We start from the raw sequence: 21417 nt of genomic DNA on the forward strand, positions 1-21417 counted from the left end.
TCCTCAGGCCTCGGCCAGCCAGTCGCGGTCCTGCAGGAAGTACTCGGTGAGGCGTGCTTCTTCGCTGCCAGGTTCGGCCTTCCAGTCGTAGCCCCAGCGCACTTGCGGCGGCAGTGACATCAGGATCGATTCGGTACGCCCGCCCGATTGCAGACCGAACAAGGTGCCACGGTCATAGACCAGGTTGAACTCGACGTAACGGCCGCGGCGGAATTCCTGGAACTCACGTTGCTGAGCGGTGAAGGCATCGTTTTTGCGGCGCTGCACGATGGGCAGATAGGCCTCGATGTACGCGTCGCCGATGGCGCGCATGAAGGCGAAGCTGGTGTCGAAGTCCCACTCGTTCAGGTCATCGAAGAACAGGCCGCCGATGCCACGTGGTTCATGGCGATGCTTGATGTGGAAGTAGCTGTCGCACCAGGCTTTGTAGCGCGGATAAACGTCTGCCCCGAACGGCGCGCAGGCCTGTTCGGCAACGCGGTGCCAGTGGATGCAATCTTCTTCATTGCCGTAATACGGAGTCAGGTCAAAGCCGCCGCCGAACCACCAGACCGGCTCTTCACCTTCTTTCTCGGCAATGAAAAAGCGCACATTGGCGTGCGACGTTGGTACGTGCGGGTTGTGCGGATGAATCACCAGCGACACGCCGAGGGCTTCAAAACCACGACCGGCCAGTTCCGGGCGATGGGCGCTGGCCGAAGGCGGCAGACCACTGCCGAAGACATGGGAAAAGTTGACGCCGCCCTTTTCGATCAGCGTGCCGTTCTCGATCACGCGGGTGCGACCGCCACCGCCAGCAGGCCGGGTCCAGGCGTCTTCAACGAAGCGCGTGCCGCCGTCTTCGGTTTCGAGCGCCGCGCAGATGCGGTCTTGCAGGTCGAGCAGATAGGCCTTTACGGCGTCGGTGCGGGTCGTCATGGCTTCACCTTGAATCGGGCGGCGCCCCGGCAAACGGGCGACGCAAATGGGCGCGTAGCATACCACCGCACAACAGCCCGCCGCAGTTGACGAAGATCAAGCATGGGAGTTGGATAGAGGGCTCACAAAAGACCCAAGGAGAGCAGGCAGATGGCAAAGCGTATCCAGTTCCGCGCCCACGGCGGCCCCGAAGTGCTCGAATATGTTGATTACCAACCCGCAGCACCCGGCCCGAATCAAGTGCGCGTGGCCAACAAGGCGATCGGCCTGAACTTCATCGACACCTATTACCGCAGCGGTCTGTACGCACCGCCCGCCTTGCCGTCCGGCCTGGGTGCTGAAGGTGCAGGCATCGTCGATGCCGTGGGCAGCGACGTCACCCGCTTCAAGGTCGGCGATCGCGTGGCGTACGGGAGCGGCCCGTTGGGGGCCTACAGCGAATTGCATGTGCTGCCCCAGGACAATCTGGTGCACCTGCCCGACGAGATCAGTTTCGAAACGGCCGCCGGGGTTATGCTCAAAGGCCTGACCGTGCAATACCTGCTGCGCCAGACCTATGAGCTCAAGGGTGGCGAAACCGTGCTGTTTCACGCCGCCGCTGGCGGTGTCGGTTCACTTGCCTGCCAATGGGCCAAGGCTTTGGGCGTGAAGCTGATTGGCACCGTCAGCTCCAAAGAGAAAGCCGAGCTGGCCAAGGCCAATGGCGCTTGGGCGACGATCGATTACAGCCACGAAAACGTTGCGCAACGCGTGCTGGAATTGACTGACGGCAAGAAGGTGCCGGTGGTCTACGACGGCGTCGGCAAGGACACTTGGCTGACGTCCCTCGACAGCGTGTCGCCGCGGGGCCTGGTCGTGAGCTTCGGTAATGCTTCCGGCGCCGTGGACGGGGTGAACCTGGGCATTCTTGCCGCCAAGGGTTCGCTCTATGTCACCCGCCCGACACTGGCGACATATGCCAACAATGCCGAGAACCTGCAGCGGATGGCGGATGAATTGTTCGAGATGATCATCAGCGGCAAATTGAAGGTGGACGTCAGCCAGCGTTACCCACTGGCAGATGCGGCGAAGGCGCAAACCGAACTGTCGGCGCGGCGCACCACCGGCTCGACCGTCCTGTTGCCCTGACCCGTAGTCAGCCAGCGAAGCCCCCGGACGAGTCTTCATGACTCGCCCGAGGCGCCTCGCAATTCAACAAAGAATGGCGTTTTGCCGGCCACGGTGGTTGCAAAGTCACCACGAGCCAGACGCCGCACCTGCAAGCCCAGCACACCTGGCAGTCCGAGCAATGCGCTTGCTTGCGCTTCGTTGCGCAAGGCCTCTTCGATAACGCGTTCTGCACCGGCCGGCAATCGCTCCTGCGCGATAAGCAGCCGCATATGCGCGCCGTCGGCCTGTCGATCAATCTGCACCTGCACGTCCGAAGCATGCAGTTCGGGCAACGCGTCTGCGAGCACGCTCAGAACCTGTCGCTGAGTGATGAGCGCACCGCCCAGCTTGATCGAGCTCTCGACTCGCCCCTCTAGCTCCAGTATTGGAAGAGCGCTGCCACAGGCACAGTTCGCTTGCCTGCGGAGTATTCGGCCACGATCGCCGATGCGGTACCGCAGTAAAGGCACCTGATCGGGCAGCAGAGGCGTCAGCAGAAACTCGCCGGTTTCACCGTCGGCTAGCGCTCGCAGGCTGACGGGATCAACCACTTCCAGCAGTATCGCGTCCGCATGCAGATGGTAGAAGCCATGCTCAAGGTGCGCGCATTGGAAGCCGATCGGTCCGGTCTCCGTCGAGCTATAGCCCAACGACCGTATGCTCAGGGCCGGCCAGTCCCGGGCCAATTGTTCGCGCTGGGACTGACGACAGGGTTCACCAATGTAGTAGAGCCATCTCAGACTGCTCAACTGCGCCTTATCGACATCGGCATGATTGAAAAGCGCCGCCGCAAAAGAGGGGGTGCAGATCAGTGCATCGGCGGCTTGGGCATGAATCAACCCGGCTATGCGCTGAATACCCATCAGCGCACCCGCCGGCAGCAGACGGGCGCCAATGTGCTGAACGATCGCTGCCGCGTATTGAAAGGCTCCCTGCATTTCACCGGGCGTCAAGCAGTTGATGACGACACGCGGATGTTCGTCGGTCGCAGCAAACATCCGCGCGCCCAAGGGTACGATGCTGTCGTTGAACGCCCAGGAATGGGTGATGTGCTTGCGATTGCCGGTGCTGCCACCCGAGGTCAGGGTCAGCCCACCACCAGGTGTGCAGTGCGATGCCTCGCTGATTTGTGTAAACAGCAAACCACCCTGTTCGTCTTCCACCGCCAGGATCGGCAACCGATGCAGATCCTCTGCGCTCTGTACGTGTCGAAGCTGCGGATACAACGTGCAGAACCATGGCAGTGATCGCGCATGGGCCAACTTTCTCGCGAAGGCCTCTGTCGCAGCCGCGTGAACGGCCGTCGAACTGGCATGCATCATCGGGTCACTGCGCATGACGCGGTTCTCCCTGACGAATGCCCAGCTCAGCGAACCCGTCCTTGACGGCGCTGGCCAGTTGCTCCAACTGCGCCTGACGGTGATTGGCGCTGACGGCCAATCGCAGGATAGCTTCACCTTTGGCCACCACCGGAAACAACGCCGTAGTGACGGCGATGGCATGCCGCCGCAGGTGCAACGCCAGACTGATGGCATCACGCTCGGCGCCGACCCGGACGAAACGTATGGGGGAAGCAATCTGGTGGTTGCCCAGCACCGGTCCGAGCAGATCATCAATGATCGCCACATTTCGCCATAACGACGCCTGCAACTGACCCAACTGCGCAGAAAGGTGGATTCTCGCTGAAGCGACTGCCGCGCCGACACCGCCCATCGACAGTGGCCCACCGAAGGTATACGTCGACGCATGGCGCCGGATCAGCTCGGCATCGGCCGCCGTCAGCACGGTAATCGCACCGCCGGTCGCACCGAAAGCCTTGGACAATGACGACAGCAGGATCAAGCGATCGCGTAACGGCTCAGCAGCAGCCACAAGGGCATAACCTCCCCCTGTTTCGCCATGAATCGACGTGCCGTGAGCATCATCCGCATACAGATAGCCCTCAAATCGCTCGGCCAGTTGCAGCAGGCGGTTGACGGGATAAAGCCCGCGCATCGAGCCAATGCTGTCAGTCAGGATAATGGGTGTATTGCCAGCGGCGACGGCTGCGGAACAGGCATCTTCAACTTGCTGAAGATCACTGCAATCGCAGCGCTGCACGGGGCCGAACTGCCAGAGAATGCCTTGCAGAACTTGCATCGAGGCATGGGCCGCTCGATCAACGATCCAGCCGGGGCCACGACGCATGGGATACGACGGCAACTCACCGGAGCCCAGCAGCGGCAGACACCCCAGATGGGCGCTGCCCACTGAGTTGAACGTCACCGTATGCCCCTGGAAAATGCGGTTCAGTTGCTCGTCGAGTTCACGCATCGGCGGTAGCAATGCGCGGGTCCGGGCAGCCGCGAATTGCACACCGAAAGACTCGACCGCTTGCACAGCGCCTTGAATCAGACGCGGATCGCTCTCGAGTCCCAGATAGGAGCAGGAGAGAAACTCGGTCAACTGCTCGCCACTGCCCAACGTGATGAGCTTGCCCTCGCGCTGCACCAGTTGCAGGCCATTGAGTCCGGCATCGAACAATTGCTGCTGATCGTCACGGGCCTGACGCACACGGTTCCTGACCCAATTGACGGTAGGATGAGGTGTATTCATCGAGATACCTGCACAGGTGATGTCTGGCGGTAGACCTGCACTCGCCAGAGTTGGGTTGTTTCGCGCGCGATTGCGTCCTGATACTGCTCGGTGACGTCGCAGAAGCCTGTGCGATCAGGCTGGACCACATGCAAATGGCCGCGAATGACCACATGTGCATGCTTGCTCAAGGCAGGCTGAATCCGCTGAAGAACACCGGTGCCGACCGCCGGGGGCATGAATGACGGAACGTCGGAAAGCGAGACAAAATCGACATCACGGTGCTGCATGATGCAGTCGACAATGTCGCCCTGCACCACGGTCAACTCACACCCCGAAAGCGCCTTGCGAGCCTGCTGGAAAACCTGCGGATCACATTCAAGCGGAAAGCCCTGCGGATACCGCAGTTCACCGAAAAACAGCATTTGCAGGAAAAAGCTCTCGCGCACGATCTGCGTGGTGAACAAGGTATGGAAAATGCCCAGATAGGCCTTGCGGGAGCTGATCCCCAGGTTGTTGCGAGGAAATGCCCCTCGGTACAGCAGCGAATTGAGCACAGCCGCATTTCCCAACAAGGCGATCACAGCCTTCCAGCGCATGCGCGGGAAGTGGCTTCGGTAATACGCCGCTTGCTCACCCAGGTCACGGCACTGGAAGATTGCTCGGCCCGCCTTGCCAGTGAACAGTCCGTTGACCTTGGCCAATCGTTGCAGGGTCTGCTCGAAGGCCCCGAGGTAGATCGGCGGTTGCCAATGGCGGGAATTAAACAGGTCAGCCAGCCAGCGGCGATCCTGCGACGGCAGGTCCAGATGGCGAAAAATGGACTGGCGCCGTCGCGCCGGGATGCCTGACCGGTAACCCATGAAGTCCATGAATGCCTCGTGGTCGGTCTGCTCCAACAGGGCAAACCGCAAGCGGGTAAAGGCCAGTTGCGGCGCACTGATATCCGCGCAAGTCATGCGGGCCGGGCTGCGGGCCAGCAATGACAGCATCCGACCACCACAACCAGCAACACCCGCTACGTGCCCGGCATGCTTGGGGAGAATGGCGTACTCAAGCGCCGTGTCTTCATCCCCCAGCGCGTAGTTCAACCGCTTGAAGTAATCAGCCATCTCGACCTCCGGTTGCCCGGCGTGAAAATGAACGTGCAGGCGTCATGATTTATCCAGGGCGCGAAGGAATTCGTAGCGGGGCGCAAGGCCGTTTTGCCAGGCCTCATACTGCTCATAGACGGCCTCGAGCATGTTGCCGGTGAGGCGCAGACTGGTTTCCATTACCGTGGCAATGGCATCCCAGTCAGCCGGGTGCTTGCAGGTGCGCTGCAAAATGAGTTTGATCTCGTTGAAGTGCTCGACATCAATATCTGAATGAGCGATGAAGAAGGTCAATTGTGCAGGTTTCAGCGCCAGTGTTTCGCTCAGTTTATCGATGAGCGGAGTAATAAAGTGATAGGCGTTTTCCGCCCAATAACTGTATCCAAGTCGTTGTAGCGGATTACCGGTAAAAGAAATCCAATACAAATAGGCAATCAACACTTCAGTTTCAGGAAGTGCCGGCGGTATATCAAATGCCTCATTTTTCAACCCGAGACTCATGACATCATGCAGCGCCATTTTTTCATGACCGACTTCTTGTGCTGCATGTTCAAAACAGAACTTCGCATAAACAGCATTATCGGCATGCCGCACACCGACCAGCCCTTGGTTTCGCGCATTGTGTGCGGTGTAATGAAAGGTCTCGATCATGTAGATCGCATATAACGCTCTGGAGACACTGCCCTCGCGGATTGCCTTGACCAGCCGGGAGCTATCCAGAATATCGGCCCATGCTTTTTCGATGCGCTGATCGAGCATGATCAACTGTTGTTCAAAACTGACGGATGCATTCATCGCGACTCTCCGGGTAGTTGGCGTTTAGGGGGCAGGGTTGTTGAAGCGCTGTGAGAATTTGTCGCCACTCAGCTGACAGCAACCAGTAGTCGCCGCGAGCGCGATGTTCGATATGAAGTGAATTCGAGGTGATTGGGGTCAGGCCGAAACGCTGGAACAGTCGCCGTTGCGGCGACCTGCACAAGGCAGTAACCCCCTGATAGCCGCGATCGATCGCCCATTCTGTAGCGGCGGCAAGCAACGCATTGACAGGCACCGGCCGGTGTTGTTGCGAATGGGTGATCAGGCGGCTGAACTCGACATGCCGCGCCAGCGCCACAGTCGGCGAAACATACTGGTGCGCCAGCGACGCCCATTCGAACGGCGAGGGGGTCACTCGCAGCACCGCGTTCAGTTGATCGCGCTGGTACAGCAGAAAATGGGTACTGCGCGATGAGATCGCCAGCCTTGTTTCAAGTGCCCGAGCTCTGGACGTCAGCATGTAATGCTTTAATCGGAGACGAAACTGCCGGCCAATGAACTGTTCAAATTCGCGGGTATCGGCCCCCGTTTCAAGAATAGCGATACGATAATCGGCGTGTTGCTTTTTCAGTGTCTCCTGAAGACCCTGCAAATAATCCTTGAGTTGCAAGTCAGTAGTATCCATTCCTTCTCCGCAGACGTTAACTTATCGAAGTTTTCTGAGCGCATTGAAATAATGGATGCTTTTGGCAATATCGCCACTGCGCGACTTCTGATAATGACGTGGGAAAAGTTACTGAAACTTCCAGCTTATAGATTTATCTGACACACAGCAGAACTCCATAAACAACAGATTGTTTAAGTTTTAGAGTTTGATAAAAAATATCGCAGACAGAAAAAACTCCTCGTCACTTCAGCCGAGGAGTTCAAAAGAAAATGAGGCAGACTTCAGGTCAGTCGGGACGAATGACCTTACCCGTCGCCAGATCGCGGATGACGCTAGGGTTTTTCCGGCCACCGAGGCTGCCGCCCAACACCAGATCCACCTGGCCACGGAAATATTGCTCAACGCGCAATCGGGTACGCGCCGCCGGGCGACCCTGCGGGTTGGCAGAGGTCGAAATCAGCGGCCCGACCATCGAGCACAGATCGCGCACTTGCGGATGATCACTGACCCGCAACGCCACGGTGTCGTGCATGCCAGTCACCCATTCCGGAAGCAAGCCCTGGTGCGGCACCAGCCAGGTGTTCGGCCCCGGCCAGGTGCTGGCCATGCGGTCGATCCATTCTTGCGGGAAGTCTTCGAACAGGAAGTCGAACTGGCGAATGTTGTCGGCCACCAGAATCAGACCTTTGACCACCGAACGATTTTTGATCGCCAGCAACCGATCCACGGCCTCTTCGTTCCACGGGTCGCAACCCAGCCCCCAGACGGCTTCGGTTGGATAGGCAATCACCGCCCCGGCGCGAATCTCTCGTGCGGCTTGTTGCACACGCCAACTGTTGACCATGAAAAAATCTCCGCAATCAGGTTTCGCGCAGTTTACCGATCTTCCTCGTAAAACCTAGCGTGTCCTGGCCAGCCAGCGACCGTTTTCGCACACTGCACGACCGTCCATTTCCAGTTCGGTGAGTGCCGCCAGCACTTTGGGCAACGCCCAGCCGCTGCTGTCGGCCAAACCTTCACTGGTGTGCGGCGCGGCGTGGAGCAGGGAGAGCAACGGGTGATCGACTTTCGCCGTATCTGTCGATAAAGGTAGATGCTGCCAACCGCGCAGGGCTTCGAGGATATGTTCAATGGTTTCCACCAGCACCGCGCCGTCGCGGATCAACTGATGGCAACCGCGCGCACCGGGATGATGAATCGAACCGGGAATGGCATAAACCTCGCGCCCTTGTTCCGCAGCCAGCCGGGCGGTGATCAATGAACCACTGGCGACGCTCGCCTCGACCACCAGTACGCCAAGGGACAAACCACTGATGATCCGGTTGCGGCGCGGGAAGTTGCTCGCCGTCGGCCCGGCGTCCAGCGGAAACTCGGAAAGCACCGCGCTGCCGGATGCAATCATCGCGTCAGCCAGCCGTCGATTGCGCTGTGGATAAAAGTTTTCCAGTCCCGTTCCAAGCACACCGACAGTCAGCCCGCCGACATCCAGCGCGGCTTGATGCGCAGCGGCATCGATGCCCAATGCCAGACCGCTGGTGATGACAAAACCGGCCCCGGCAAGGCTTCGGGAAAACGCCGCCGCCGTGTCCATACCCGGACGCGAGGCGCGGCGACTGCCGACCATCGCCAGTTGCGGTTTTTCCAGAATCATCGGATCACCGGCAACAAACAATAGTGGTGGCGGATCGGGAATCTGCGCCAACAGCGCCGGATAATCCGCCTGGTCCCACATCAGCAAATGCTGATCCGGCCGCTCTAGCCAGCGCATTGCGTGGCTGGCGCCATCGCGAACTTCGGGACAGCGCCGTGCTTCTGCGCACACCGCCGGCAATCCCAGCGAACGCCAGGCGCTGGCCGGCGCACTGATGGCTTTGGAAGCCGAGCCGAAGGCTTCGAGCAATTTGGCAAAACGCTTCGGGCCGACATCCGGCAAGCGATGCAGGCGCAAGCGCGCTTCCAGTTCCGCCGGAGAAACCGGCGTACAGACAGGTGACATGATGGATCATCCTTGATCGTAATAAGCCCCGAACCATTCGGAACAAGCTGTGGATAACTCTGTTGGTAACTTGTGAAGCAAGCTACGGATTTCGCACCTTGTCGAGCACCGCCAGTGAACGCGATGCGTTGAGAACGAGTCCGTAGCTGAGTTTGTCGTAGGTGCGGAAAACCATCAGCAACCCGGCGCGTTCGTCGGGAATTTTCAGCGGCTGACCAGTGATACGGTCGCGCACGGTTTCACCGGTTTTCATCACTGCCAGCACATTCCCTTCGGCCAGACCATCGCGCTTGCCCTTGTTCAGCGTGACCACGTCCATCACGCCGATCTGGGTGACGCCGCGCGGCACGTCGATGATCACGCCGTTGATGTTGGTCGTCGGGGCGCTGGGCATGAAGGTCGAGTTGATCGAACGCTCTTCGCCACTGAACAAACGGTCGCCGAGGCGTACTTCCTGGGTGGTGCGTTGCAGGGCGAGGGTGGCGACGTCGCCTTCGGTGGCGACGATCTCACCGCCACCGATGTCGTCGGCGTTGATCCCGAGAAACTCTTTGGTCTGCGGATCGGTGTAGACCTTGCCCTGACGGAAAATCCCGTAAACCGGCTGATCCGGATCGAAATGACCGCGCGCGAAGATGCGGTCACCGGTACCGCTGAGCACGCGCTCGGCATCGCCGGCGACGATGTACGGCGCCTTGTCGAAATCCTCGACCTTGTCGACGATGCGGTTGCTCAGCAGAAAGCTGTTGATCGATTTCAGTGGAATGCTTGGAATCGCCTCGGCCACCGGGCTGGTGCGAATCCGGGGCGAGAGCTTGATGGTGCCGCGCGACTCGCCACGATTGAGCGTCAGACGCGGCTGGCCGTCGACGTAACTGAAGGTCAGCGTGTCGCCCGGGTAGATCAGGTTGGGGTTTTCGATGTGCGGATTGGCCCGCCACAGTTGTGGCCACTGCCAGGGTTCGCGCAGGTATTTGCCGGATATGTCCCAGAGTGTGTCCCCCGAAACCACCGTGTATTGCTGTGGAAAACCATCCCTGAGTTGCACTTGCCCTTGCGCCGCGCCGGCCGAAGCCAACAGCAGCAGGGCGAGTAGTGTTTTCCTCATGCAGTGAATCCCTTTATCATGTGCATTCGCGTGAACCGTCAGAGCCCCCGTGGCTCGCTTGTGCAAAATGCACAAGCTACGCTTCACAACGGTAGCCTGCATCTTCGGACCTGCCAGGCCATCGCCCGACTTTACTCAACGTGTGCAGCAATCAAAGCCTATGGCCATTTTAAACATCCTCGAATTCCCGGACCCGCGTCTGCGCACTATCGCCAAGCCTGTGGCTGTAGTGGACGACGAAGTGCGTCAGTTGGTCGATGACATGTTTGAAACAATGTATGAAGCGCCGGGCATCGGCCTTGCCGCGACCCAGGTCAACGTGCACAAACGTATCGTCGTGATGGACCTTTCCGAAGACCGCACCGAACCGCGGGTGTTCATCAACCCCGAGTTCGAATCGCTGACCGATGAAATGGAGCAATACCAGGAAGGCTGCCTGTCGGTACCGGGTTTCTACGAAAACGTCGACCGCCCGCAAAAGGTCAAGATCAAGGCGCTGGACCGCGACGGCAAGCCCTATGAGCTGATCGCCGAAGGCCTGCTCGCCGTGTGCATCCAGCACGAATGCGACCACCTCAACGGCAAATTGTTCGTCGATTACCTGTCCACGCTCAAACGCGACCGGATCAAGAAGAAGCTGGAAAAGCTGCACCGCCAGAACGCTTGATGCCCCCCCTCCAAAGGCTTGCTGCGGCAAGCCTTTTTCTTTTTATGAGACGCCCTTCATGACTGAGCCACTGCGCATCGTTTTTGCCGGCACCCCGGAATTCGCCGCCGAACACCTTAAGGCCCTGCTGAACAGCCCTTACGAGATCGTTGCGGTGTACACCCAACCGGATCGTCCGGCCGGTCGCGGGCAAAAACTGATGCCGAGCCCGGTCAAACAGCTCGCCCTGGAAAATAATATCCAGGTGTTGCAGCCGCCGACGTTGCGCAACCCTGACGCGCAGGCTGAACTGGCCGCATTGAAGCCAGACCTGCTGGTGGTGGTCGCCTACGGCCTGATCCTGCCGCAAGTGGTGCTGGATATCCCGCGTCTGGGCTGCATCAACAGTCACGCCTCCTTGCTGCCACGCTGGCGCGGTGCGGCGCCGATTCAGCGCGCCGTAGAACACGGTGATGCGGAAAGCGGCGTGACCGTGATGCGCATGGAGGCCGGCCTCGACACCGGTCCGATGCTGCTCAAGGTTGTCACCCCGATCAGCGCTGAAGACACGGGCGGCAGCCTGCATGACCGCCTCGCCGAAATGGGCCCGCCAGCCGTGGTGCAGGCGATTGCCGGTCTGGCCGCCGGCACGCTGGTAGGCGAAGTGCAGAACGACGAGCTCGCCACTTACGCACACAAGCTGAACAAGGACGAAGCACGCATCGACTGGAGCCGTCCGGCGGTTGAGCTGGAACGTCTGGTGCGCGCCTTCAACCCATGGCCGATCACCCACAGCACCCTCAACGGTGAAGCGCTGAAAGTCCTGGCGGCGACGCTCGCCGACGGCAAAGGCGCCCCGGGTGAAATCCTCAGCGCCAGCAAGGACGGTTTGGTCGTCGCCTGCGGCGAACAGGCGCTGTGCTTGACCCGCCTGCAATTGCCTGGCGGCAAAGCGCTGAACTTCAGCGACCTGTTCAACAGCCGCCGTGAGAAATTCGCGGTCGGCACCGTGTTAGGTGCAGCGGTGGACGCACAATGAACCCGCGTCTGGCCGCCGCCAAGGCACTCGCCGCCGTGCTCAGCGGCAAAGCCTCGTTGAATAGCTCCCTGCCGACGCAACTGGACAAGGTCGAGGATCGCGATCGCGGCTTCACTCAGGATCTGGCTTTCGGCACCGCGCGCTGGCAGCCACGTCTGTCGGCGCTGGCCGAGAAGCTGCTGCAGAAACCGTTCAAGGCTGCTGACGCCGACGTCGAAGCACTGCTGTTGGTCGGCCTCTACCAATTGCTCTACACCCGCGTGCCGGCCCACGCCGCCATCGGCGAAACCGTCGGTTGCGCCGACAAGCTGAAAAAACCTTGGGCCAAAGGTCTGCTCAACGCCGTATTGCGCAATGCCCAGCGCGAAAGCGAAACGATTTTCGCCGAGCTGGAACGTGATCCGGTGGTGCGCACTGCCCACCCGCGCTGGCTGCAAAAATCCCTCAAGGCATTCTGGCCTGAGCAGTGGGAAGCGATCTGCGCAGCGAATAATGCACATCCGCCGATGATCCTGCGGGTCAATCGCCGTCATCACAGCCGCGACGCCTACCTCAGTCTGCTGACTGAAGCGGGTATCGCTGCGACGCCATGCGTGTACAGCCGCGATGGCATCATCCTTGAAGCGGCTGCCGATGTGCGCAGCCTGCCGGGTTTCGCCGCAGGCTGGATCAGCGTGCAGGACGAGGCTGCGCAGCTGGCCGCCGACCTGCTTGATCTGGCACCGGGGCAACGCGTACTCGACGCCTGTTGCGCCCCCGGCGGCAAGACCTGCCACATCCTCGAAGCCGAACCGGCGCTCGCCGGCGTGGTCGCGGTGGATCTGGAAGCCAAACGGCTGGTGCGCGTCAAAGAAAACCTTGAGCGCCTCGGCCTCAACGCTGAACTGATCGCCGCCGACGGTCGCGATATCGAGAAGTGGTGGGACGGCAAACCGTTCCAGCGCATCCTGCTCGACGCGCCATGCTCGGCCACCGGCGTAATCCGCCGCCATCCGGACATCAAGCTGACCCGTCAGCCGGACGACATCGTCGCCCTCGCGCAACTGCAAGGCGAACTGCTCGACGCCATGTGGAAAACCCTCGAAGTCGGCGGCATCCTGCTGTACGCCACCTGCTCGACCTTGCCGACCGAGAACACCGAAGTCATCGCCGCGTTCCTCGAGCGCACCCCCGGTGCCCGCGAACTGGACCTGGCCACCAGCGCCGGGATCAAACAGCCCCATGGTCGCCAATTGCTGGCCCAGCAGGGCGGCCATGACGGGTTCTACTACGCCAAGCTGATCAAGATCGCTGCCGCGCGCGGCTAAACGGATTCAACGGAGTGACTGGATGAAAATCATCATCCTCGGTGCGGGACAGGTCGGCGGTTCGCTGGCCGAGCATTTGGCCAGCGAGGCCAACGACATCACGGTGGTCGACACCGACGGCGAGCGCCTGCGCGACCTCGGCGACCGCCTCGACATTCGTACCGTGCAAGGCCGTGGCTCGCTACCGTCGGTACTGCGTCAGGCCGGCGCCGACGACGCCGACATGCTGGTGGCGGTGACCAACAGCGACGAAACCAACATGGTCGCCTGTCAGGTTGCTCACACGCTATTCCACACCCCGACCAAGATCGCCCGGGTGCGCGAAGCGTCCTACCTCAATCGCGAGGAGCAACTGTTCCAGAACGAAGCGATTCCGGTCGACGTGTTGATCAGCCCCGAGCAAGTGGTGACCAACTACATCAAGCGTCTGATCCAGCATCCCGGCGCTTTGCAGGTGATCGACTTCGCCGAGGGTGCGGCGCAACTGGTGGCGGTGCGCGCCTATTACGGCGGGCCGCTGGTGGGTCAGCAACTGCGGCAGTTGCGTGAACACATGCCGAATGTCGAGACCCGCGTGGCAGCGATTTTCCGCCGTGACCGGCCGATCCTGCCCCAAGGCGATACGGTGATCGAGGCCGATGACGAAGTCTTCTTCATTGCCGCCCGTGAGAATATTCGCGCGGTGATGAGCGAAATGCGCCGCCTCGACGAAACCTACAAGCGCATCGTCATTGCTGGCGGCGGGCAGATTGGCGAGCGTCTGGCCGAGGCCATCGAAAGCCGTTATCAAGTGAAGATCATCGAGATGAGCCCGGCACGTTGCCGCTACCTCTCCGACACCCTCGACAGCACCGTGGTGCTGCAGGGCAGCGCGTCCGACCGCGACTTGCTGCTGGAAGAGAACATCGCTGACGCCGATATCTTCCTCGCCCTGACCAATGATGACGAAGCCAACATCATGTCGTCGCTGCTGGCCAAACGGCTGGGGGCGAAGAAGGTCATGACGATCATTAACAACCCGGCCTACGTCGATCTGATTCAGGGCGGCGATATCGACATCGCCATCAGCCCGCAACTGGCGACCATCGGCACCCTGCTGGCCCACGTGCGCCGTGGCGATATCGTCAGCGTGCATTCATTGCGTCGCGGTGCGGCGGAAGCCATCGAGGCGATTGCCCACGGTGATGCAAAGTCGAGCAAGGTGATTGGCAAACCGATCGAAAAGATCGGCCTGCCGCCGGGTACCACGATTGGCGCGGTGATCCGCAATGAACAAGTGATCATTGCCCACGACCATACGGTGATCGAAGCGGGCGACCATGTGATTCTGTTCCTTGTGGATAAAAAGCATATTCGCGATGTGGAGAAGCTGTTTCATGTGGGGTTGAGCTTCTTCTGATCCTGAATTTTCGGTGACTGTGGCGGCCTCTTCGCGAGCGAGCCCGCTCCCACAGGGGTAACGTATTCCAAATGTGGGAGCGGGCTTGCTCGCGAAGGCGGCCTCACTAAACCCGATGAACACCTGACACTCCCCGAAAAGGAATCCACCGATGCTCGAATCCCTGGAAAAAATGCTCGCCAAGGGTGTGGATAACTCCCTGCTGCGCTTCGGCCTGGGCAAGGGCTATCTGGATCTGGGCGAAAACGCCAAGGCCGCCGAGCACTTCCAGCGTTGCGTTGGCTTAGATCCCAAGTATTCAGCGGCATGGAAACTGCTGGGCAAGGCACATCTGGCGCTGGGTGATCACGCCGCTGCGCGTCAGGCGTGGGAGCAGGGCCTGGAAGCGGCCCGCGCCCATGGCGACAAGCAGGCCGAGAAGGAAATGACGGTGTTTCTGAAGAAGCTCGATCGTCAGGCGCAGTAAATCAAAGGTAACGAAGGCCAATGCCTTCGGCGTCCACCGTCACCACTTCCATCCGCACTCGCGGCGCGCCTGCGGGTAAACCCTGCACCTGGCCGTAAACCACGGCGCCTTTTGGCAAAGAAGCCAACACCGGATGCTGCACAAACACCCCCGTAGGCGACAGGTTGCGCGTCTGCCCGAGGCATTCGCCAAAGCTGTCGTGGGTGATCTTGATGCGGAAGGATTTGCGTTGTTCGGACATCTTGTCGCGCCCTTTGATGAACGGTTGTGGATAACCTCAGCAGAGAGGTTATCCACAGATCATGCCAATCAGCTCAATACCAGCGCGCTTCGCCCGGCGGACGCTTCTTGAAGCGCTTCATGCTCCACATGTACTGGCTCGGATACGCCGCCACATAACGCTCGACGACTTTACTCATCGCTGCGCAGGATTCGGCGGTATCGGTGCTGTACATGGCTTCCGGCGCCGCTTCGAGGATGACCTTGTAGCCAGATCCGTCGGGCAGGCGCAGCGCATGCAGGAACACGCCGACGGCTTTGCCACCGGCCAGCATGTTCGGCACGAATTTGCTGGTCAGCGCCTGCGTGGCGAAGAACGGTACAAAGATCCCGGCGGATTCGGCCGGTTCCGGGTCAGCGGGAATACCCACTGCACCGCCTTTGCGCACTTCCTTGATGACGCTGAGGATGCCTTCTTTGGTCGATGCGGCGACTTTGTTGCCCAGTTGCACACGCTGTTTACGCAGCAATTCATCCACCGCCTTGAGCTTCGGCGGGCGATAGAAAATGATCGGTTTGCACTGGCTGCAATAGAAGTGGTTGAGCACTTCCCAGTTGCCCAGGTGGCTAGTGATGCCGACCACACCTTTGCCCGAAGCCAGCGCATCCTTGAGGACGTCGAGGCCTTCGACTTCGCGCACCAGATCGATCGAACGCTGCGCCGGCCAGATCCACGCGCAGGCGCTTTCGGTCAGCGACTTGCCAATGTCTTTCAGGCTCTGGCCGACCAGACGCTCACGTTCGGCCGGGTCCATCTGTGGAAAACATTTGGCGAGGTTGATCCGCACCACGTCGCGGGAGCGGTTGGGGGTTTTCCACATGATCCAGCCGATCGCCGAACCCACGGCTTGCACGGCCCGCCATGGCAGCAGGGCAAACAGCCGCAGAGCGCCTACCAGCAAGGCGCCTTTAAACTTTTCCACAGGTCACTCCTGATCTTGTGCGTTGCGCGAGGCGGCCATTCTAACCGCCGTTGGCGAGCTGCGCGTAGCGGTCGCAATCCTGGGTGTGATCCATGACCATGCCCGAGGCCTGCATCAGCGCGTAGCAAATGGTCGGTCCGACGAACGTGAACCCGGCCTTTTTCAGGCCTTTGCTCATGGCGACGGCCTCGGGGGTGATCGCCGGGACTTCACTGCGATCCTTGAAATGATTGATGATCGGTTGGTCGTTGACGAACGACCAGAGAAACGCCACTGGATCCTCCAAGGCGAGCCAGGCTTGGGCATTGCGCCGGGCGGCGTTGAGTTTGAGACGGTTGCGGATGATTCCGGGATCGAGCATCAATTCATCGATTTCGGCGTCGCTCATCTGCGCCACACGCTGCACATCGAAGCCGAACAACACCTCGCGATAACGCTCGCGTTTGCGCAGGACGGTGATCCAGGACAGCCCGGCCTGGAACCCTTCGAGCAAAAGCAACTCGAACAAACCCTGCGCATCGCGTAGCGGCGTGCCCCACTCCTGATCGTGATAAGCCATGTATAGCGGATCTTCGGTACACCAAAAGCAGCGTGGCATAAGGCTCCAGGGGGCGTGCGCAGCAACGAATCGGGTATACTCCCGCTCTTTAAATCGCAGCCCAAGAAACAGGTGAATTTCGTGAGCCAGCCTACGCCAGCCGTGCGTACCTTCCAAGACTTGATCCTCGCGCTCCAGCAATACTGGGCCGAGCAAGGTTGCGTGGTACTTCAGCCCTACGATATGGAAGTAGGCGCCGGCACTTTCCACACCGCGACCTTCCTCCGCGCCATCGGCCCGGAAACCTGGAACGCCGCCTATGTGCAGCCGAGCCGCCGTCCGACTGACGGCCGTTACGGCGAAAACCCGAACCGTCTGCAGCACTATTATCAGTTCCAGGTCGTCCTGAAACCGAACCCGGACAACTTCCAGGAACTGTACCTGGGCTCGCTCAAGCATGTCGGTCTGGACCCGCTGGTCCACGACATTCGCTTCGTCGAAGACAACTGGGAATCGCCGACCCTCGGCGCCTGGGGTCTGGGCTGGGAAGTCTGGCTCAACGGCATGGAAGTCACTCAGTTCACTTACTTCCAGCAAGCGGGCGGCATCGAGTGCTACCCGGTGACCGGCGAGATCACCTACGGTCTCGAGCGTCTGGCCATGTACCTGCAAGGCGTGGATTCGGTCTACGACCTGGTCTGGGCTGACGGCCCGTTCGGCAAAGTGACCTACGGCGATGTGTTCCACCAGAACGAAGTGGAGCAGTCCACTTACAACTTCGAACACGCCAACGTCGACAAACTGTTCGAACTGTTCGACTTCTATGAAAGCGAAGCCAAGCGCCTGATCGAACTCGAACAGCCGCTGCCGTTGCCGAGCTACGAAATGGTCCTGAAGGCTTCGCACACCTTCAACCTGCTGGATGCGCGCCGGGCGATCTCGGTGACCGCGCGTCAGCAATACATTCTGCGCGTGCGCACCCTGGCGCGTTCCGTTGCGCAAGCCTACCTGCTGGCGCGCGCCAAGCTGGGCTTCCCGATGGCGACCCCGGATCTGCGTGACGAAGTACTGGCCAAGCTGGAGGCTGCACAATGAGTGCGCAAGATTTTCTGGTTGAACTGGGCACCGAAGAACTGCCACCCAAAGCCCTGAACACCTTGGCTGAGGCGTTCCTCGCCGGTATCGACAAGGGCCTGCAAGCCGCTGGCCTGAGCTACGAAAGCAAAACCGTCTACGCCGCGCCGCGTCGTCTGGCTGTGCTGATCACAGCGCTGGCGACTCAGCAGCCGGATCGCAGCATCAACCTCGACGGCCCGCCACGTCAGGCGGCGTTTGACGCTGACGGCAATCCAACGCAAGCAGCCTTGGGTTTCGCCAAGAAGTGCGGCGTCGATCTGAGCGAAATCGATCAGAGCGGCCCGAAACTGCGTTACAGCCAGAACATCGCCGGCAAGCCGACCGCGAGCCTGCTGCCGACCATTGTCGAGGATTCGCTGAACGACCTGCCGATCCCGAAACGCATGCGTTGGGGTGCGCGCAAGGAAGAGTTCGTGCGTCCGACCCAGTGGCTGGTGATGCTGCTCGGTGACCAGGTCATCGACTGCACCATCCTCGCGCAGAAGGCTGGCCGTGACTCCCGTGGTCACCGTTTCCATCACCCGCAAAGCGTGCGCATCGGTTCGCCGTCGAGCTACCTCGCCGACCTGCGTGCCGCTTACGTGCTGGCCGACGCCGACGAGCGTCGCGAGATCATCAGCAAGCGTACCGAAGAGCTGGCGACCCGTCAGGAAGGCACGGCAATCGTTCCGCCAGCACTGCTCGACGAAGTGACTGCGCTGGTTGAATGGCCGGTGCCGCTGGTGTGCTCGTTCGAAGAACGCTTCCTCGACGTACCGCAAGAAGCGCTGATCACCACCATGCAGGACAACCAGAAATACTTCTGCCTGCTGGATGCCGACGGCAAGTTGCTGCCACGTTTCATCACCGTGGCCAACATCGAAAGCAAAGACCCACAGCAGATCATCGCCGGTAACGAGAAAGTGGTTCGCCCACGCCTGACCGACGCCGAGTTCTTCTTCAAGCAAGACAAGAAGCAGAAACTCGAAGCTTTCAACGATCGCCTGCAGAACGTGGTGTTCCAGGAAAAACTCGGCAGCGTGTACGACAAGGCCGAGCGCGTATCGAAACTGGCTGCGTACATCGCCGCACGCATTGGCGGCAACGCCTCGTGGGCGGCCCGCGCGGGTCTGCTGTCGAAGTGCGACCTGGCCACCGAGATGGTCGGCGAGTTCCCGGAGATGCAAGGTGTTGCCGGTTACTACTACGCGCTGAACGACAACGAGCCGCAAGACGTCGCGCTGGCACTCAACGAGCAATACATGCCACGCGGTGCCGGTGCTGAACTGCCGGCAACCCTGACCGGCGCGGCCGTTGCGATCGCTGACAAGCTCGACACCCTGGTCGGTATCTTCGGTATCGGCATGCTGCCAACCGGCAGCAAAGATCCGTACGCCCTGCGCCGTGCGGCACTCGGCGTGCTGCGTATCCTGATCGAGAAAAAACTCGACCTCGACCTGAACGACGCTGTGGCTTTCGCCGTTAGTGCGTTCGGTGCCAAGGTCAAGGCTGCCGGCCTCAACGAAGCCGTTCTGGAGTTCATCTTCGACCGCCTGCGTGCGCGTTACGAAGACGAAGGCGTCGACGTTGCCACCTACCTGTCGGTGCGTGCCCTGAAGCCAGCCTCGGCGCTGGACTTCGACCAGCGTGTGCAGGCGGTGCAAGCCTTCCGCAAACTGCCGGAAGCGGCAGCGCTGGCGGCGGTGAACAAGCGTGTATCGAACCTGTTGAGCAAAGTCGAAGGCGCGGTGCCGACCGAGGTGCAAGCCAAGTACTTCGACAACGCCAATGAGTTCTCGCTGTACTCGGCAATCCAGCAAGCGGATCAAGCGGTGCAGCCAATGGCCGCCGCCCGTCAGTACAACGAATCGCTGGCACGCCTGGCAGCATTACGTGAGCCGGTGGATGCATTCTTCGACGCGGTGATGGTTAATGCCGACGACGCCAATGTGCGGGCCAACCGTTACGCGCTGCTGGCGCGTCTGCGTGGCCTGTTCCTCGGTGTTGCCGACATTTCGCTGCTGGGTTGAGGGATTGCTGTTGAAACTGCTGATTCTCGATCGGGACGGAGTGATCAATTACGACTCCGACGCTTACATCAAGTCAGTGGCGGAGTGGATTCCGTTACCCGGCTCGATCGAAGCGATTGCGCAGTTGAGCAAGGCCGGCTGGACGGTGGCGGTGGCCACCAACCAGTCGGGCATTGCTCGCGGCTATTACGACCTCGCCACCCTTGATGCCATGCACGCGCGCTTGCGCGAACTGGTCGCGGAGCAGGGCGGTGAAGTCGGGCTGATCGTGTATTGCCCGCATGGCCCGGACGAAGGCTGCGATTGTCGCAAGCCGAAACCGGGGATGCTGAAAACCATCGCGGCGCATTACAACGTGACGCTGGCGAATGTCTGGTTCGTCGGCGATAGCCTTGGTGACCTGGAGGCCGCCAAAGCCGTCGACTCACAGCCAGTTTTGGTAAAGACCGGAAAAGGCGCAAAGACTCAGGGCAAAACCCTGCCGGTTGGCACTCTGATTTTTGACGATCTGGCGGCGATTGCCGCAGAACTTATCCACAACTAGAGTACTTCTGAAGTTCCTGACCAGGGATTGATCGGGAGTGCGCTTGAACACTCGGGCATTGCCCCGTAACGGTAAACGTCACTATGTCGATACTGCGGGCCATCAGGATTTTTCTCTTTTACCTGCTGCTGGGCACCACTTCCCTGCTGTGGTGCAGCTTGAGTTTTTTTATCGCGCCGTTTTTGCCATTCAAGGCGCGTTATCGTTTTATCAACGTGTATTGGTGCCGCTGTGCCTTGTGGCTGACCAAGGTGTTTCTCGGTATCCGTTACGAAATCAAAGGCGCGGAAAACGTGCCTGACCGGCCCTGCGTGATTCAATCGAACCACCAGAGCACTTGGGAGACGTTCTTTCTCTCCGCTTATTTTTCGCCCTTGAGCCAGGTGCTCAAGCGCGAACTGCTGTATGTGCCATTCTTCGGCTGGGCGATGGCCATGCTGCGCCCGATCGCGATTGATCGCGACAACCCGAAAGCGGCGTTGAAACAAGTGGCGGCCAAGGGTGACGAACTGCTCAAGGACAACGTTTGGGTGCTGATCTTCCCCGAAGGCACCCGCGTTCCTCACGGCACCATTGGCAAGTTTTCCCGCAGTGGCAGTGCCTTGGCAGTAAATGCGGCGCTTCCGGTGCTGCCGATTGCGCACAATGCCGGCAAGTTCTGGCCAAAAATCGGTTGGGGCAAGAAGTCCGGGGTGATCACCGTGGTCATTGGCGAACCGATGTACGCCGAAGGCACTGGCCCTCGCGCCATCGCCGATCTGAACGACCGCGTGCAAGCGTGGAACGAGAAGACCCAACGAGAAATGGGTTCACTGCCACCAGCCCCAAAAGCACCCGTGGCAAATGATCAGGTGGCTGTCTGAGATTT

Annotated in this window: 22 protein-coding genes; 10 read left to right on the forward strand and 12 right to left on the reverse strand. The window is 60.2% G+C overall.

Annotated elements, in window-relative coordinates:
* Positions 1–3 precede the first annotated feature (3 nt).
* On the reverse strand, positions 4–918 hold the full coding sequence (hemF, locus tag ACM6IV_RS12990) for an oxygen-dependent coproporphyrinogen oxidase (RefSeq protein WP_414870303.1): 915 nt from the start codon (positions 916–918) through the stop codon (positions 4–6).
* 150 nt (positions 919–1068) lie between these two features.
* On the opposite strand from hemF, the gene ACM6IV_RS12995 reads away from it, so the two are divergent.
* Entirely contained in the window at positions 1069–2046 is a 978-nt protein-coding gene (locus tag ACM6IV_RS12995) for an NADPH:quinone reductase (protein WP_414870304.1), read from the forward strand.
* Positions 2047–2081: 35 nt separating this feature from the next.
* Here ACM6IV_RS12995 and ACM6IV_RS13000 read toward each other — a convergent pair whose 3' ends face one another.
* The 8 genes from ACM6IV_RS13000 to ACM6IV_RS13035 all read right to left on the reverse strand — a co-directional run bounded on the left by ACM6IV_RS13000 (position 2082) and on the right by ACM6IV_RS13035 (position 10262).
* Positions 2082–3404, reverse strand: a complete 1323-nt coding sequence (locus ACM6IV_RS13000) for a phenylacetate--CoA ligase family protein (RefSeq protein ID WP_414870305.1) — start codon at positions 3402–3404, stop codon at positions 2082–2084.
* Entirely contained in the window at positions 3394–4662 is a 1269-nt protein-coding gene (locus ACM6IV_RS13005) for an aminotransferase class I/II-fold pyridoxal phosphate-dependent enzyme (RefSeq protein WP_414870306.1), read from the reverse strand. The genes ACM6IV_RS13000 and ACM6IV_RS13005 overlap by 11 nt, the downstream gene beginning before the upstream one ends.
* Positions 4659–5753 carry a DUF3419 family protein gene (locus ACM6IV_RS13010; RefSeq protein WP_414870307.1) on the reverse strand — a complete coding sequence of 365 codons (1095 nt, stop codon included), beginning with the start codon at positions 5751–5753 and terminating at the stop codon, positions 4659–4661. The genes ACM6IV_RS13005 and ACM6IV_RS13010 overlap by 4 nt, the downstream gene beginning before the upstream one ends.
* 42 nt (positions 5754–5795) lie before the next feature.
* Positions 5796–6530 carry an iron-containing redox enzyme family protein gene (locus ACM6IV_RS13015; protein WP_414870308.1) on the reverse strand — a complete coding sequence of 245 codons (735 nt, stop codon included), beginning with the start codon at positions 6528–6530 and terminating at the stop codon, positions 5796–5798.
* Positions 6508–7176 carry a hypothetical protein gene (locus ACM6IV_RS13020; RefSeq protein WP_414870309.1) on the reverse strand — a complete coding sequence of 223 codons (669 nt, stop codon included), beginning with the start codon at positions 7174–7176 and terminating at the stop codon, positions 6508–6510. Before ACM6IV_RS13020 ends, ACM6IV_RS13015 begins: the two co-directional genes overlap by 23 nt.
* Positions 7177–7444: 268 nt before the next feature.
* Positions 7445–8002: an L-threonylcarbamoyladenylate synthase gene (locus ACM6IV_RS13025; RefSeq protein WP_064389694.1), complete on the reverse strand. Its 558-nt coding sequence runs from the start codon at positions 8000–8002 to the stop codon at positions 7445–7447.
* Between the two features lie 54 nt (positions 8003–8056).
* Positions 8057–9154: a DNA-processing protein DprA gene (gene dprA, locus ACM6IV_RS13030; protein ID WP_414870310.1), complete on the reverse strand. Its 1098-nt coding sequence runs from the start codon at positions 9152–9154 to the stop codon at positions 8057–8059.
* Positions 9155–9236: 82 nt separating this feature from the next.
* On the reverse strand, positions 9237–10262 hold the full coding sequence (locus ACM6IV_RS13035) for a LysM peptidoglycan-binding domain-containing protein (RefSeq protein ID WP_414870311.1): 1026 nt from the start codon (positions 10260–10262) through the stop codon (positions 9237–9239).
* A gap of 160 nt (positions 10263–10422) precedes the next feature.
* Between ACM6IV_RS13035 and def the strand changes: the two genes are divergently transcribed.
* The 5 genes from def (at position 10423) to ACM6IV_RS13060 (ending at position 15119) form a co-directional block, all read left to right on the forward strand.
* Positions 10423–10929 carry a peptide deformylase gene (gene def / locus ACM6IV_RS13040; protein WP_414870312.1) on the forward strand — a complete coding sequence of 169 codons (507 nt, stop codon included), beginning with the start codon at positions 10423–10425 and terminating at the stop codon, positions 10927–10929.
* A gap of 58 nt (positions 10930–10987) precedes the next feature.
* Positions 10988–11947 (forward strand): methionyl-tRNA formyltransferase, encoded by a 960-nt coding sequence (fmt, locus tag ACM6IV_RS13045; RefSeq protein WP_414870313.1) that lies wholly within the window; start codon positions 10988–10990, stop codon positions 11945–11947.
* Positions 11944–13254: a 16S rRNA (cytosine(967)-C(5))-methyltransferase RsmB gene (gene rsmB / locus ACM6IV_RS13050; protein WP_414870314.1), complete on the forward strand. Its 1311-nt coding sequence runs from the start codon at positions 11944–11946 to the stop codon at positions 13252–13254. The genes fmt and rsmB overlap by 4 nt, the downstream gene beginning before the upstream one ends.
* 22 nt (positions 13255–13276) lie before the next feature.
* Positions 13277–14653, forward strand: a complete 1377-nt coding sequence (gene trkA / locus ACM6IV_RS13055; RefSeq protein ID WP_414870315.1) for a Trk system potassium transporter TrkA — start codon at positions 13277–13279, stop codon at positions 14651–14653.
* A gap of 151 nt (positions 14654–14804) precedes the next feature.
* On the forward strand, positions 14805–15119 hold the full coding sequence (locus ACM6IV_RS13060; RefSeq protein ID WP_414870316.1) for a tetratricopeptide repeat protein: 315 nt from the start codon (positions 14805–14807) through the stop codon (positions 15117–15119).
* A 1-nt stretch (position 15120) separates the two neighbouring features.
* Here ACM6IV_RS13060 and ACM6IV_RS13065 read toward each other — a convergent pair whose 3' ends face one another.
* The 3 genes from ACM6IV_RS13065 to ACM6IV_RS13075 all read right to left on the reverse strand — a co-directional run bounded on the left by ACM6IV_RS13065 (position 15121) and on the right by ACM6IV_RS13075 (position 16919).
* On the reverse strand, positions 15121–15360 hold the full coding sequence (locus tag ACM6IV_RS13065; RefSeq protein ID WP_414870317.1) for a PilZ domain-containing protein: 240 nt from the start codon (positions 15358–15360) through the stop codon (positions 15121–15123).
* Positions 15361–15433: 73 nt separating this feature from the next.
* Entirely contained in the window at positions 15434–16321 is an 888-nt protein-coding gene (locus tag ACM6IV_RS13070; protein WP_095191112.1) for a lysophospholipid acyltransferase, read from the reverse strand.
* Positions 16322–16361: 40 nt separating this feature from the next.
* Positions 16362–16919 carry a DNA-3-methyladenine glycosylase I gene (locus tag ACM6IV_RS13075; protein WP_414870318.1) on the reverse strand — a complete coding sequence of 186 codons (558 nt, stop codon included), beginning with the start codon at positions 16917–16919 and terminating at the stop codon, positions 16362–16364.
* An 81-nt stretch (positions 16920–17000) separates the two neighbouring features.
* On the opposite strand from ACM6IV_RS13075, the gene glyQ reads away from it, so the two are divergent.
* The 4 genes from glyQ to ACM6IV_RS13095 all read left to right on the forward strand — a co-directional run bounded on the left by glyQ (position 17001) and on the right by ACM6IV_RS13095 (position 21412).
* Complete coding sequence (glyQ, locus tag ACM6IV_RS13080; RefSeq protein WP_057023233.1) at positions 17001–17954, forward strand: glycine--tRNA ligase subunit alpha; 954 nt, start codon at positions 17001–17003, stop codon at positions 17952–17954.
* Positions 17951–20005 (forward strand): glycine--tRNA ligase subunit beta, encoded by a 2055-nt coding sequence (gene glyS, locus ACM6IV_RS13085; protein ID WP_414870319.1) that lies wholly within the window; start codon positions 17951–17953, stop codon positions 20003–20005. The genes glyQ and glyS overlap by 4 nt, the downstream gene beginning before the upstream one ends.
* A gap of 4 nt (positions 20006–20009) precedes the next feature.
* A complete protein-coding gene (gene gmhB, locus ACM6IV_RS13090; RefSeq protein ID WP_194935684.1) occupies positions 20010–20549 on the forward strand; it encodes a D-glycero-beta-D-manno-heptose 1,7-bisphosphate 7-phosphatase in 540 nt (179 codons plus the stop codon).
* Positions 20550–20632: 83 nt separating this feature from the next.
* Positions 20633–21412 (forward strand): lysophospholipid acyltransferase family protein, encoded by a 780-nt coding sequence (locus ACM6IV_RS13095; RefSeq protein ID WP_414870320.1) that lies wholly within the window; start codon positions 20633–20635, stop codon positions 21410–21412.
* Positions 21413–21417 lie beyond the last annotated feature (5 nt).

Origin of the sequence: Pseudomonas sp. IT-347P (genome assembly GCF_949768005.1) — a bacterium.
Taxonomy (GTDB): Bacteria; Pseudomonadota; Gammaproteobacteria; order Pseudomonadales; family Pseudomonadaceae; genus Aquipseudomonas.